This window comes from Gordonia sp. UCD-TK1, from assembly GCF_001691435.1.
GTDB classification, from domain to species: Bacteria; Actinomycetota; Actinomycetes; order Mycobacteriales; family Mycobacteriaceae; genus Gordonia; species Gordonia hongkongensis.
On sequence record NZ_LZMP01000008.1, the window covers coordinates 78532 to 92092 of the forward strand.

15 protein-coding genes are annotated in these 13561 nt (G+C 68.8%); 5 read left to right on the forward strand and 10 right to left on the reverse strand.

The genetic code is table 11. The annotated features are described in order from the left end of the window. Window positions 1–36: 36 nt before the first annotated feature. Window positions 37–1293, forward strand: a complete 1257-nt coding sequence (gene rocD / locus A9310_RS06820; RefSeq protein ID WP_065629936.1) for an ornithine--oxo-acid transaminase — start codon at window positions 37–39, stop codon at window positions 1291–1293. Here rocD and A9310_RS06825 read toward each other — a convergent pair. Genes A9310_RS06825 through mca form a run of 3 tightly spaced genes read right to left on the reverse strand, consistent with a single transcriptional unit; the run spans window position 1259 to window position 3010 of the window. Next, entirely contained in the window at window positions 1259–1762 is a 504-nt protein-coding gene (locus A9310_RS06825; RefSeq protein WP_065629937.1) for a TspO/MBR family protein, read from the reverse strand. The genes rocD and A9310_RS06825 overlap by 35 nt on opposite strands. Before the next feature lie 22 nt (window positions 1763–1784). After that, entirely contained in the window at window positions 1785–2114 is a 330-nt protein-coding gene (locus A9310_RS06830; RefSeq protein ID WP_065629938.1) for a hypothetical protein, read from the reverse strand. Then, entirely contained in the window at window positions 2114–3010 is an 897-nt protein-coding gene (gene mca, locus A9310_RS06835; protein ID WP_065629939.1) for a mycothiol conjugate amidase Mca, read from the reverse strand. Before mca ends, A9310_RS06830 begins: the two co-directional genes overlap by 1 nt. Window positions 3011–3058: 48 nt before the next feature. Between mca and A9310_RS06840 the strand changes: the two genes are divergently transcribed. The 3 genes from A9310_RS06840 (at window position 3059) to greA (ending at window position 4943) form a co-directional block, all read left to right on the forward strand. Further along, window positions 3059–3556 (forward strand): DUF4307 domain-containing protein, encoded by a 498-nt coding sequence (locus tag A9310_RS06840; RefSeq protein WP_065629940.1) that lies wholly within the window; start codon window positions 3059–3061, stop codon window positions 3554–3556. Next, window positions 3553–4323: a queuosine precursor transporter gene (locus tag A9310_RS06845; RefSeq protein WP_065629941.1), complete on the forward strand. Its 771-nt coding sequence runs from the start codon at window positions 3553–3555 to the stop codon at window positions 4321–4323. The genes A9310_RS06840 and A9310_RS06845 overlap by 4 nt, the downstream gene beginning before the upstream one ends. 128 nt (window positions 4324–4451) lie before the next feature. Further along, the gene (gene greA / locus A9310_RS06850; RefSeq protein WP_004020945.1) at window positions 4452–4943 is read left to right on the forward strand and encodes a transcription elongation factor GreA; all 492 of its coding nucleotides are present in this window, start codon (window positions 4452–4454) and stop codon (window positions 4941–4943) included. 157 nt (window positions 4944–5100) lie between these two features. Here the strand turns inward: greA and A9310_RS06855 are convergent, their stop codons facing one another. Beyond that, complete coding sequence (locus A9310_RS06855) at window positions 5101–6036, reverse strand: type IV toxin-antitoxin system AbiEi family antitoxin domain-containing protein (protein WP_065629942.1); 936 nt, start codon at window positions 6034–6036, stop codon at window positions 5101–5103. Window positions 6037–6243: 207 nt separating this feature from the next. Between A9310_RS06855 and A9310_RS06860 the strand changes: the two genes are divergently transcribed. Beyond that, window positions 6244–6762, forward strand: a complete 519-nt coding sequence (locus A9310_RS06860; protein WP_065629943.1) for a hypothetical protein — start codon at window positions 6244–6246, stop codon at window positions 6760–6762. Window positions 6763–6777: 15 nt separating this feature from the next. Here the strand turns inward: A9310_RS06860 and A9310_RS06865 are convergent, their stop codons facing one another. The 6 genes from A9310_RS06865 to A9310_RS06885 form a co-directional block, all read right to left on the reverse strand. After that, window positions 6778–7527, reverse strand: coding sequence for a hypothetical protein (locus tag A9310_RS06865; protein WP_065629944.1), 750 nt, complete (start codon window positions 7525–7527; stop codon window positions 6778–6780). A gap of 222 nt (window positions 7528–7749) precedes the next feature. Further along, the gene (locus tag A9310_RS06870; RefSeq protein ID WP_065629945.1) at window positions 7750–8400 is read right to left on the reverse strand and encodes a BTAD domain-containing putative transcriptional regulator; all 651 of its coding nucleotides are present in this window, start codon (window positions 8398–8400) and stop codon (window positions 7750–7752) included. Then, the gene (locus tag A9310_RS26230; protein WP_254661189.1) at window positions 8370–8525 is read right to left on the reverse strand and encodes a hypothetical protein; all 156 of its coding nucleotides are present in this window, start codon (window positions 8523–8525) and stop codon (window positions 8370–8372) included. The genes A9310_RS06870 and A9310_RS26230 overlap by 31 nt, the downstream gene beginning before the upstream one ends. Window positions 8526–8553: 28 nt before the next feature. Continuing rightward, window positions 8554–9753 carry a threonine ammonia-lyase gene (gene ilvA, locus A9310_RS06875; RefSeq protein WP_065629946.1) on the reverse strand — a complete coding sequence of 400 codons (1200 nt, stop codon included), beginning with the start codon at window positions 9751–9753 and terminating at the stop codon, window positions 8554–8556. Between the two features lie 49 nt (window positions 9754–9802). Next, window positions 9803–12805: a BTAD domain-containing putative transcriptional regulator gene (locus A9310_RS06880; RefSeq protein ID WP_065629947.1), complete on the reverse strand. Its 3003-nt coding sequence runs from the start codon at window positions 12803–12805 to the stop codon at window positions 9803–9805. Window positions 12806–12835: 30 nt separating this feature from the next. Further along, window positions 12836–13543 (reverse strand): PIG-L deacetylase family protein, encoded by a 708-nt coding sequence (locus tag A9310_RS06885; protein ID WP_065629948.1) that lies wholly within the window; start codon window positions 13541–13543, stop codon window positions 12836–12838. Between the last annotated feature and the right edge of the window lie 18 nt (window positions 13544–13561).

A 13561-nucleotide genomic window follows, 5' to 3' on the forward strand; every position in this document is an offset into this window, starting at 1 on the left:
ATTGTTTGCACCAGACCTCGACGATACCCTCGATTCATGACGATGACGAGCCCCGGCACCGGCACCCACGCCAGCGCGGGCGCACCGCTCGGCGTCGTCGAACCTCATGTGGCGCACAACTATTCGCCGATCCCGGTGACCGTGGCCACCGCCGAGGGGGCCTGGATCACCGACATCGACGGCCGTCGACACCTCGACTGTCTCGGGGCCTATTCCGCGGTCAATTTCGGCCACCGCCATCCACGCATCGTCGCCGCCGCACTCGATCAGCTGGCGCGGGTCACCCTCACCAGCCGCGCATTTCGGTCCGATCGACTCGAACCGTTCTGCGCCGCACTGGCTTCCCTGTGCGGCAAGGACATGGTCCTGCCGATGAACACAGGTGCGGAGGCGGTCGAATCCGGGATCAAGGTCGCCCGCAAGTGGGGTTACGACGTCAAAGGCGTACCCGACGGCCGCGCCACGATCGTGGTGGCCTCCGGGAACTTCCACGGCCGCACGACGACGATCGTCTCGTTCAGCGACGACCCCGAGGCGCGCGCCGGATTCGGCCCCTACACACCGGGATTCGTTCGCGTCCCGTTCGGCGACCTGGCTGCCCTCGATGCCGCGATCGACGAGAACACGGTGGCCGTCCTGCTCGAACCCGTCCAAGGCGAAGCCGGCGTCGTCGTGCCTCCCGACGACTACCTGCCCGGCACGCGGGCCCTCTGCTCCGAACGCGGCGTGCTGTTCATCGCCGACGAGATCCAGTCCGGTCTGGGCCGCACCGGTAGGACCTTCGCAGTAGAGCACTGGGGCGTCGAACCCGACGTCTACCTGCTGGGGAAGGCACTCGGCGGCGGGCTCCTACCGGTGTCGGCGGTGGTTGCCGACCACGACGTCCTCGGCGTCCTGCATCCCGGTCAGCACGGATCGACCTTCGGCGGTAACCCGCTCGCCGCGGCCGTCGGTCACACCGTCGTCGACATGCTCGCCGACGGGACCTGGCAACGACGGGCGGCGGAACTGGGCGATCATCTGCACGCCCGACTGCGCGACTTCGTCGGGAACGGGGTGGTGGCGGTGCGCGGCCTCGGCCTGTGGGCAGGGATCGATCTCGACCCCGCGCTCGGCACCGGCAAGGACTTCTGTCTGCGGCTGTCCGAACGCAATGTCCTCGCCAAGGACACCCACGGCTCGACGCTGCGACTCGCACCGCCGCTCGTGGTCACGGAATCCGAGATCGACTGGGCGATGGACCGATTCGCCGCGACGCTCAGGCAGGCACCGGTGACCGCCGACCACGATTGAGCCACCAGGTGCTCGTCGAGAGCACGGTGGCGAACGCGCACCACGCCGGGTAGGCGGCGAGCGCGGCACCTGCCGTCCGGTTCGTCCGTGCGGTGCGCCGGGCGAGGTCGGCACTGCTCACGGTGAGCGCCGCGGCCGCGACCGACGCGGCTCCGAGGGCGCCCCGGCCGAAGTAGATCCAGCTCCACCCGCCGTTGAGCACGAGGTTGGCGCCGAGCGCCGCGAGATACCGCTGCCGCTGTTCGTGGTCCCCGTCGTCGGCCAGGTCGTCGAGGGTGACCGCCGAGGTCACCGCGAGGTCGGCGTAGAGCGAGGTCCAGGCGAGCGGGAACGCCCAGTTCGGCGGCACGAAGGACGGTTTCGCCAGCTTCGGATACCAGGTCTCGACCGCCGGCTTGGTGACCACACTGCCGATGGCCGCCGCGGCGGCGGTCGCGAGTGACGTCCCGATCAGAGTGGAGATGCGCATGACTCCACTTCTACGTCTCGACTCAGGTGTCGGCGGGCCGCCGGTCGTCGGTGCCCGCGGCACTGGTGGCACCCGGGGTCCCGGGCGGGTTCGGTGCGACCGCGTCCGAAGCGGCCGGGCCCGGCGAATCGGTTCCCTCGTCGAAGGCCTGGTCGGCCTCGGGGTGTTCGGCGTCGAAGGACGCGGGCAGCTTCTTCAGCTGCCGGTTCATCGACCAGATGAGGAACGCGGTCCCGACGAGCAGCAACAGGATCACAAGAAGGCCCAGCGGAGAGGCCTTGCCGAACTCCGGTCCCTGGGGTTCCTGCGCCAGGACCATCAGGGTGTCGTTCACGACGGTGCTGGTGCCCATCACGCCTCGATCCCGGCGAAGAGATCGGTCTCCGGCAACGCGGTCTTGACCCGGGTCCGGGCGAGCTCGAACTCCTCCGTCGGCCACAGGCGTTGTTGCCACTCCAGCGGCACCGCGAAGAACACCCCGTTCGGATCGATCTGCGTGGCGTGGGCGCGCAGCGCGTCGTCACGCTGCGGGAAGTACTTGGAGCACTCGACCTGGGTCGTCACACGGCCCATCAGATCGCCACGGCTCGGGTCCCACTTGCTGAGCCACTCGGCGAACGGACTCTCCTGGCCGTGCCGCGCGAACTCGTCGGAGAACAGGACCATCCGGTCCCGGATGAACCCGTGGGTGTAGTAGAGCTTCGACACCGTCCACGGGTCGCCGGCGTCCGGGAACGCGTCCGGATCGCCGGACTGCTCGTACGCCGCGACCGACACCTCATGGCAGCGGATGTGATCGGGATGCGGATATCCGCCGTGCTCGTCGTAGGTGACGATCACGTGCGGGCGGAACTCGCGGACCACACGCACCAAGGCCTCGGTGGCCTCGTCGAGCGGCACCGTGGCGAAGGAACCCTCCGGAACAGGCGGGAGCGGGTCGCCCTCGGGGAGGCCCGAGTCGACGAAGCCGAGCCATGTCTGTCGGACGCCGAGCGCCTCGGCGGCCTTGGCCATCTCCTCGCGACGGACCTCGGTCATCCGCTCTTTGATGCCCGGGCGGTCCATCGCCGGATTCAGGATGTCGCCACGCTCACCGCCGGTGAGTGTGACGACGAGCACTTCGTTGCCCTCGGCCGCATACTTCGCGGTCGTGGCGGCACCCTTGCTCGACTCGTCGTCTGGGTGCGCGTGCACCGCCATCAGCCGGAACACACCCGACTTGGGGTCGCCGACGTGGGATTCGGTCACAGTTCCTCACCTTCGGATCGCTACTCCTCCCATGGTAGGTATTGACGCGTGAACAGTTCGGACGGGGGCGCCGCAGCCGCCGGTGACGCGCCGCGCGCGACACCCGACACCTCGCGACCGCACAGCGGWCCGCGCGCCACCTATCCGGAGCGTTCGGAGACCGCCTCTGGGCGTCGTCGCTGGTTCATCGCCCTGTCGATCCTGGTCGTCGCAGCCGGGGTGGCGCTCGCGGTGATCGGCTACAACCGGTTCTCCACGGCCGATGTCACCGGCGAGGCCACCGGATACGAGATCATCGACGGCTCGACGGTCGCGGTGCAGTTCACCGTCGAACGGTCCGACCCGAACCGTCCGGCGGCCTGCGTGGTGCGCGGACGTTCCCGAGACGGCAGCGAGACCGGCCGGCGCGAGATCCTCGTCCCCGCCGACTCCGCAGATCGCATCGGCGTCCGCACCGAGATCACGACGTCGAAACCGCCGGTCATCGGCGAGGTCTTCGGCTGCACCCTGGATGTCCCCGCCTACCTGAAGCCCTCGGCCTCGTGACCGCGTCCACCGGCAGCGAGCTGCCGTCGCCGCGCGCCGCCTTCGCCTCCATCGGCAGCCGCTACTTCCCCCTTCTGGTCGCCGTCTTCGTCGGCGTCATGCTCATCAGCAACGTCACCGGCACCAAGGGCGTCGTGCTGTTCGACGAATGGCTGCAGGTCGATCTCGGGCCGATCCAGATGGACGGCCTGGTGACCGACGGCGCCTTCTTCCTGTTCCCGCTCGCGTACGTCCTGGGCGACGTGATCAGCGAGGTCTACGGGTTCCGTGCCATGCGCCGGACGATCCTCGCCGGGTTCGCGGTCCTGATTCTCGCGTCGTTGTGTTTCTGGTTGACCATTCACCTGCCGGCCGCCGAATTCTACGAAGGCCAGGCGGCTTTCGAGACGGTTGCCGGGGTCGTCCCACAATTCCTGCTCGCCGGATTGGCCGGTTACGTCGTGGGCGAATTCCTCAATTCCTTCGTCCTGGTGAAAATGAAGGAACGCGCCGGGGAAAATCGCCTCTGGGCGCGCCTGCTGGGTTCGACGATTGTCGGCCAGTTGGCCGACACCATCGTCTTCTGTTCGATCGCCGCCACCGCCCTGGGTATCTCGACCTGGGGAGATTTCATCAATTACACGATCGTCGGGTTCGTGTGGAAGACACTCGTCGAGGTCATCCTCATGCCTGTGACGTATTTCGTTGTGGGATGGCTAAAACGGATGGAACCGACGTATCAGGACGCTCTCGGCGCGCTGTCGCGCGGTAGTACCGATGTGCCATAGGTCTCACCACCTGGTACCCTGAACGGATACACGGCTCCGCGAGGGGTCGTGTTGCTGCATTTTCAGCAGTCCATATGCCCCTGGTGTAAACGGTCGCCCGGGGCGCGGACAACACAAAGGAGTGACCGATGACCGACACCCAGGTGACCTGGCTGACCCAAGAGTCGCATGACCGCCTCAAGAGCGAGCTCGATTCGTTGATCGCCAACCGTCCGGTCATCGCCGCCGAGATCAACGAGCGTCGCGAAGAAGGCGACCTCAAGGAGAACGGTGGCTACCACGCCGCTCGCGAGGAGCAGGGCCAGCAGGAAGCGCGTATCCGCCAGCTGCAGGAACTGCTGAACAACGCGAAGGTCGGCGAGGCGCCGACCCAGTCCGGCGTCGCACTGCCCGGTTCCGTCGTGACCGTCTACTACGACGGTGACGAGAAGGACACCGAGACGTTCCTCATCGCCACCCGCGAGGAGAGCGGCCAGGGCGGCCTGGAGACCTACTCCCCGAGCTCCCCGCTCGGTGCCGCCCTCATCGACGCCAAGGTCGGCGAGACCCGCGAGTACTCCGTGCCCAGCGGTGCCACCATCAAGGTGACCCTGGTCAGCGCGGAGCCCTACCACGGCTGATCGGACGACGAACACAACCCGGGACGGTATGACCGTCCCGGGTTTCGTGTTTTCGGGGGTTCTCGTCCGTGAGCTACCGCCGGTCGCGCGACCGGCGAACCTCAACTCGACTCCTGGACTTCGATCGAAGTCCAGGAGTCGAGTTGGGGTTCATCGGTCAAGCCGCGGTCAGTTTGTCCAACCACGGCCGGAGCAGATTGGCGAGCCCGCCGCGCTCGAGCGTTCCCCACGTCCATCGGATCACCATGATCCCCTGTGCGCGCAGCGCATCCTCCCGACGCTTCTCCCGGATGAGTGCATCGCGCGGGCTCTCACCCTGGCGCAACAGTCGGCCGTACTTCTGTAGTCCGTCGAACTCACCGACAAGTGTTCCGTCCCAGTCGAAGTCGGTCCGCGCGTCTCCGGCGTCCGTCTGGAAGGTGTGCTGCAGTCGCGGAGTCGGCAACCCGGCCTCGATCATCTGCGCCCGGCTCCACGACTCCCCGACACTCTCCGACGCACCGTCCGCATGCGCAAGGGCACGACGCGCGATCCGCGCACCGCGCCAACGGTTCCGCGACGCGAGGATACGGGTCATCGTGGCGATGTCGGCGCCGGACGCTAGCGCGCGATCGAACACGGCCAGCGCTTGGGCGAAGTCACCGGACATCGCAACATCTACGGCGGTTCGCTCACGAGACGTGACCCTGATTCCGCCGATGTCGACCACCTCGTCGGGCGCCACCGGCCCGGCATGGACGATCCGTAACCCGTGCCCGAACCCGCCCACCTTCGACTTCTTCGTCAGATGCACGACCTCGCGTTCCGGGTGCAGCAGCGGCAGCTCGTGAACGGCTGCCGCCGAGTCGTGACTCAGGATCGACGCGTCACAGTCTCGAACAGACGTCGCGACCGCGATCGATCTCAGTCGGTACAGACGGTCACCCGGGTCCTCGGCGGACGCCTCGTCGGCCGCCAGTGCGCAGACCCCCGGGGCAAGACGAATCAGTTCGCCGCGCCGTACGGCGGCTGTCACAGCGTCGTCGTTGATGCCGAGTCGCAGCGTTGCCGTGCGGCGAATCAGCCCGTGTCTGTCGGTGGGAAAAGAGGTCATGACTTTAGGACGCACCAGGGCCGATATCGGATCCGCTTGCAAGGGTCGCTTACCCCACGACCGGCGAACCTCGACTCGACTCCTGGACTTCGATCGAAGTCCAGGAGTCGAGTTGAAGTGCACCGGTGGACCTCGACAGGAGGCCGACCCTGTTTCGACCACGCTCGCCCGGGGCTCGACCCGGAACACCGTGCTTCAATGTGACCCATGGCACGTTCTCATGAGCTGGAGTCCTTCGATCTTGACTTCTTCGACGATGCGCCGGTGCGGCACGTCATCGACGTGCGTCTGCCGGTCGCGCCGGAACGCGCGTGGGCCGAGTTCACCCGTCAGCACACGCTGGACTGGTGCCGCGCGATCAAGAAGATCGAGTTCGTCTCACCGGAACCGTACGGGGTGGGAACACAACGCCGCGCGGTCCTCGGTCCCGGCTATGTGACCCTCGAAGAGGACTTCTTCGACTGGACGGAAGATCCGGCGAATGGCCACTACCGCAACGGTTTCCGGGTCCTGAGGGCGAACGTTCCCGGCATCCGCCGCTTCGGCGAGGCGACCGAGATCCTGCCCGCCGATGTGGGCTGCCGACTCAAGTGGACCTTCGCGCTCGAGTTGCCCACCTCGTCGCGGGTGGTCACCGCGTTCTCCGGTCCCGCGTCGTCGACGGTCTACAAGACCATCGAGGCCGACACCCTCAAGCACTTCGCGAACCTCGAACCTGCGAAGTGAGCCGCCGGCCGGCTGTCAGGCCACCACCGCGACGGCCGCCGACGTTCGACCCGTCGTCGGCACAGGCGAGGCAGTCAGCGTGCCCCGGCCCAGGTCATCGGCGAGACGCATCAGCACGCGAACCGATGGAGACGCTTGTGTGCTCCCCGTCCACGCAGGCTCGATCGCCACGGTGAACACGTCCACGTCGACGACCGCCGGGCGTCGCCCGTCGATCTCTGCGGAGCGGCAGAGCTTCCGGTCGCGGGTCAGCACGTGCAGCCTGATCATGTCCACGACGGGCGGCGAATTCTCCCCACCGAGTGTTGTTCGCCACCAGCACAAGCCGTCGATCCCGACGTCGCGATTGTCGAGACCCGGACATCTCTTCGATGGTCGATGGCGTCCGGCGGACCTCTCGAACAAGGCGAGACCGGCGCTACCCAATGTTGGTAGGACGCGGGTGTCCACACCGCCACCCCCGGCGGTGGCTTCCTCGTTCCGCACGCCTGTGATCAGCTCGACTGCCGGGGCAGTGACCCAGTGCACCGGCGCGTCGGCGAGATTCAACACCGTCACCGCGAGCGACGAAGACCACCAGTTGATGAGGCTGAGGAGTCCGTCCGCCTTCTCGAGGACGGCCTCCCGGTCGGCGTACTCGTCCGGATCGAGATGCAGCGAGCCCTCGTCCGCATCATTGAGATCTTCGGCCAGCAGACTCGCTTCGGCCTCGAGTTCGTCCAGCCGCCGGTAGGCCTTCCGTCGTTGCTCGTGAACGTCATCCATGAGCTCGTGACGGACGCGGTGAGCAATCCGTGGTGTCCAGGCCGCCTCTGCGGAGTGTGTGCGTCGTCCCATGGCAGGCAACGTAATCCGCCCTGCCCTCGCAGCCGCACCGAGAATCCACAGCACAGACGCTCATCCACAGAACTCCTCGTGTCAGCCGCGTCGAATACACGTCGGTCGCCCGTGGACGTTCCTCGGGAGCGTTCTGCGGAACACTCCGCCTCAACGACAGCACCACGTAAGCCGACGCAAGCCCGACGACAGGCTACGGCGCACAGTTGTCGGCATGACAACGACAACCACTCCCCGGCCACCCGGGTCCGTCCCCAGCTCGGTCGACAGTCGCCGTCGGAGCCGGTCGAACACCACGAGCGCGTCGGCGGCGCGGCCTTCTCCGCCGAGCGCCCGCATCAGGGCGGTGTGTGCCGGTTCGTCGAACGGGTCTCGCGCGCAGCGCTGTTCGGCGATGGATCGCGCGGTCGCGAAGTCACCTTCGGCGAGCGCGGCCGTCAGCTGCGCACCGTCGAGCGCGTCCTGGGTACGTCGAATGCGTGCGGACAGTGTCGCCGTCACCGGGGACCCGTCCCCGAGATCGTCTCCGGGCACGCCGCGCCACCACTGCCGGGCCCGGTCGTGGGCATCCCGGCCGCCTTCGGCGAGCAGCGTGTCGACCACGTCGAGGTCGGTGCGGCTGTTGCGCAGTCGATAACCGTTCTCGGTGCCCTCCAGAACCCCCTCGGGCAGGAGCTTGCGCAGCCGGGACACCTGGGTGTGCAACGCACTGTGCGGCGAACGCGGCGGATCGTCRGCCCAGACGTGGTCGATGAGGCGGTCCGCCGAGATCACGCGCCCGTCGGCGAGGGCGAGCGACACGAGCAGGCGTCGGGCCCGAGCCCCGGCACCGCGACGAGCCGATCGGGGCTCTCGGCGCCCACCGGGCACGCGCCGACCGCGATCGGGCCCAGCACACCGATCAGGGCGGGTCCGTCGGCAGCCACCCAGACAGGTTAGCGCCGACGTTCGCCCTCAGTCCCGCAGGAACCCCGCGTCGGCGAGGGCCCGCCGGACGTCGTGCTGGTGGTCGTGTCCGCGGGTCTCGACACTGACGGTCACCTGCACCTCGCCGAGATACAAGTCGTCGGCGACGCGGGAGTGGACGACGTCGAGCACACTCGCGCCGAGGTCGCGGAGCAGTTCCAGCAGTGCGACCAGTCCACCGGGCCGGTCGGAGACGGTCGCGGTCACGGTCAGGAATCGTCCGGCGGCGGTCAGGCCGTGGGTCGTCACATGGCGCAGCAGCAGCGGGTCGATGTTGCCGCCGGACAACACGACGCACACGGTCCCGGACAGCGCGAGCCGACCGCTCACCGCCGCCGCCACCGCCGCGGCCCCGGCAGGCTCGACCACCAGCTTCGCCCGCTCCAGCATGAGCAGCAGCGCGGTGCTCAACTCTTCCTCGCTGACCGTGACGATCCGGTCGACGAACTCGGAGACGTGCGCGAACGGGACCTTCCCGGGTGTCGCGACGGCGATGCCGTCGGCCATGGTGTTCATCGCCGCGACCGGCGTCGGTCGCTCCTCGGCGAGCGACGTCGGCCAGGCCGCGGCCTGCGCCGCCTGCACGCCGATCACCTCGACCTCCGGTCGTCGCAGACGCGCCGCCGCGGCGACGCCGGCGAGCAGCCCACCGCCGCCGAGTGGCACGAGAATCGTTGACACGTCCGGGATCTGCTCCAGGATCTCGACGCCGACCGTCGACTGTCCGGCAACGATGTCGAGATGATCGAACGGGTGGATCAGAGCCGCGCCCGTCGTATCGGCGTGACGCTGGGCCTCGACGAGCGCCTCGTCGACGGTCGATCCGGCGAGCACCACCTCTGCGCCATAGGCTTTCGTCGCGGCGATCTTCGGCAGTGCGGCTCCGACCGGCATGTAGACCCGTGAGGCGATCCCCAGTTCCGATGCCGCCCAAGCGACTCCCTGCGCATGATTGCCCGCACTGGCCGCGACGACCCCACGGGCACGTTCCCCCGCCGACAACCGCGAGATACGCAGGTACGCGCCGCGTGGCTTGAAAGATCCGGTGCGTTGCAGGTTCTCGCACTTGAGCCACACCTGCGCACCGCTCCGCTCGGACACCACCCGCGACGCGATCGTCGGGGTCCGCCGGATCACGGACGCGAGCTCGTCGGTCGCGCGGTCGACGTCGTCGGCGGTCAGCAGCATGCGACCAGTATCGGCCATCCCCCACCGGCGGGAACCACCCGAGGAGATGTCATCGCGCCGCCGAGCTTCCGCGATCGTCCGGCGAGGTCGACTCCCCGATCTCCCGGAGTTCGCGAATCGCCCGGTCGAGCACGGCTGCGGTGTCGGCGTGCACCGTGTTGTCGGCGTGCAGCAGGTCCCCGACCGCACGGTCCGCGTCACCTCTGCGTGTGTCGAAGGCCGCGGCGGGGTCGAGATCGGCACACTCGATGAGCAGGTCGGCCACGTCGATCCGGCCCCGGGCGCGCAGCAGTGCGGCGGCATCGCGCGCCGTGGTCCACAGCTGCGTCGGCTGACCGCTGTCGCGCCATGCCCCGAGCAGGACGACGTAGGCCTGGGCGGCACGCGGTACGTCGCCGACGCGGACGAGACACGCCGCCGCGCCGACACGAGCGACCCCGACGATGAACGTCGCGCCGACGCCGGCGGCCCGTTCGTGGGCGCGTTCGTAGAGCGCGAGCGCGCTGGACGGGTCGTGCGCGGACAGCAGCTCGCCGTGGACGTAGTCGAGGAAGGCGTGCTGCGACGGCCCCGCCGACGGGTCCAGCGTCGACCGGGCCTCGGCCAACAGCCGGGCAGCCCCGCTCGAGTCCCCGGAGTACGACGCCGCGAGCGCCGCAGACGCGAGGAACGCCGACCCCAGGGACGGGTGGGTGCCGCAGCGGGTCCATTCCCGTACCGCCACCGCGAAGTCGCCGCGGAAGTGCGCGACCGCCGCCCTGGCCGCCCGTGCACCGACCAACGCGGGCTCATCCGGATTCGGAGGCGTCCCGGTGGCATCGGGACGTAGGGCAGCGGTCGCGAAGTCGACGGCGAGGTCGAACTCGCCGACGAGCCGCGCGGCCTCGGCCGCCGCGGACAGCATCTCGGCGCGATCGGGATGACCGTCGAGCCACGCCGAACGCGCCGGTTCGATGGCCCACGTCCACAATTCGGTGAGGTTGCGCCATGTGCTGATCAGCGACAGCGAGGTCGTGATCGCCACGAGTACGTCGACGCGTCCGCGCGCCAGGGCCAGGTCCCGCGCCGACCGCAGGTTGTCCATCTCGCCATGGAGACGTTCATTCGCCTCGAACTCCGCGACGCCGAGCCACTCGTCGCCGATGTCCCGTACCGTTGCGATGCATTCGTYGAGGAACCGGTCCTCGGCCGCGGCGAGCACGCCCGCACGGTCGAGGTGATCGAGCAGATGGGTGCGGATGAGATGCAGGAGACGGTATCTGCCGCCCGACGCGTCGGCGACGAGCAACGAGCTGTCGATCAGACGGTGCAGGGTCTCCACCGGGTCGAGCCCGCCGTCACCTCGCGTGCCGATGCCCGCTGCGCCGACGACCTCCGCTTCGACGCTCAGTGCGACGGATTCGAACGTGCGCAGCGACACACCGCCGGGAAACGGTGCGAGAGCGGCGAGTACGGCTTGATCGACCACGCTCAGCCGTCGGAACGACATGTCGATGCTGCTGCGGAGCGTCAGCCGCCGCTGGTCGTCGGCTCCGGTTCCCGTCGCGAGATCGAGTGCACCATCGAGCATTCGGGCCACGGCCGACATCGGCATCACGGCGGCCTGACGCGCCGCCAGCTCGATGCCGAGCGGGAGCCCGTCGACACGGCGCACGACGTCGACGAGATCCGCGAGCTCACGGCTCGACACCGCGAAGTCCGGATTGCGACGCAGCGCGTGCTCGACGAACGCGCGCACCGCAGGCTGCCGGGCGACCGCGTCGACGTCGTCGATGCGAGCGGGGAAGGTCAAGGGCTGCAGACGCAGGACGTACTCGGCGGAGAGTGAGAGCACGACTCGGGAGGTGGCCAGGATCCGCACCGCGGGAGCCAGTTCGACGATCGCCGCGATCAATTCGCGACAGGACGACAACACATGTTCGCAATTGTCGAGGACGAGCAGCAGCGACCCGTCGACGGCGCGCGCGATCGCGTCCACGGAAGCACCCACCCCGACCTCGAGACCGAGGGTGGACACCACCGACGGGAGGACGCGGTCGGCTCGCGCGACCGCGGCGAGGTTGACGACGACAACGGCGTTCCCGGGGAACACCGCGGGGTCGGCGGCGACGTCGAGCGCGAGACTGGTCTTGCCGACGCCGCCCGTACCGGTCAGGGTCACGACCCGATGCGCCGACAACAGCCGGATGATCTCGGCGCGTTCTCGCTCCCGCCCCACCAGAGGCCCGGCCGGCGGAGCAGGTCGCCGCCGCGAGGTCACGCCGGGTCCCGGATTCGTCTCGGCCTGACCGTATTCGGAGCCCGCCGCCACGCGCTGCTCGAGCGACGCGAGGGCCGGACTCGGATCGAGACCCGTCCGCTCACGCAACTGCTCGCGGAAGTTCATCGCGACAGCCATCGCGTCGCCGACACGCCCGTCGGCGGCGAGTGCGCGGATGAGCAGTCGTGTCGAACTCTCGCGCAGCGGCGCGGACGCGACACCGGCCCTCGCCGTCGCGGTCGCGCTCGGGTCGCGGCACTCCACCAGCGCTTCGACGTGAGTGTCGGCGAGCCGGTTGTGGAGGTCCTCCAACGCAACGCGTTCGGTGTCCAGGTCGGGGATGCCGGCGAACTCGCCGAGCGGCTCGCCGCGCCAGAGTTCGCGGGCCCGGCCGGTCAGACGGAGACGCTCGGCGGGATCGGGCGTGTCGGCGGCGGATGCGAGCAGGTCGCGCACGATCGTCACGTCGACGACGGAAACCCGGAGCCGGTAGCCGTCGGGGCGTCGTTCCAGCAGATCCGCGTGGGGGGCGAGATGACGTCGTAGCCGGGACACCAGATTGTGCAGTGCGGCAACCGGTTCCCGCGGCAGGTCGTCGCCCCACAGCGCGTCGACGAGCCGCCCGGTTCCCATGCCGTGCCGGCCGGCGACGGTCAACAGCGCGAGCAGGGCGCGGCGTCGTTCCCCGGGAACCGCGACCTCGACACCGTCGACCCGCAGCCTCAGCGCACCCAGCAGGCCGACCTCGACCGCGGGCCGCACGTGCCCGTCTTCGGTTTCGCGCACCACCATCCCGATCGTCGCTCTCTGTTCTCCGACGGCCTATGCAGGATGAGCGTAAATCTCCACCGACACCCATGTTCGATATCGCTCGAGGCCGATCGCCGCGGCCAGGTCCGCGGTCTGCGAGCGCTGAGCCAGCAGGGCTCGCACCTTACGGTCCAGTTCGGCCCCGTCGAGATCGATCCGCAGCGCGACCATCTCCTCCGGACACTGGCGCGGCCCGCCCAGCGCCCACATGTCGAACTCACGGGCGAGGTCGAACTCGATCCCCCGCCCGGTGCCCACCGGGTGGAGGATTCGCGGGCAGGTCGACGAACGGTCGACGGCGAGGCGGACCCACCGGTTGACGGTGCGGTGGTCGGGGTGCCCGGTCACGCCGTCGGGTCCGAAGGTCAGGACGGTGTCGGGTGACACGTCGTCGAGGAGGGTGGTGATGCGTCCGACCGGGCCGCTCTCGTCGATCGCCGCCAGTGAACCATCGGGTAGGTCCAACCAGTGGTGCTCGTGGACGCCGAGCTCGATGAACGCTTTCTCGAGCTCGCCGCTCCGGACCAGGGCAAGCTCCGAACGCTCTGCGGCGGTGGCGTTCTCGTCGGCCGCTTCCCCGCGGGTCGCGGTCACGCACACCACGCGCCCACCCGCATCGCGGACGGCGGCCATCACGCCGCCGGCGAGGTAGGTCTCGTCGTCGGGGTGAGCCCAGATGGACATCACGGTGCCCAGGTCGCTGATCTGTGTTGTTCTCATGCGTCGACGGTCTCCGAG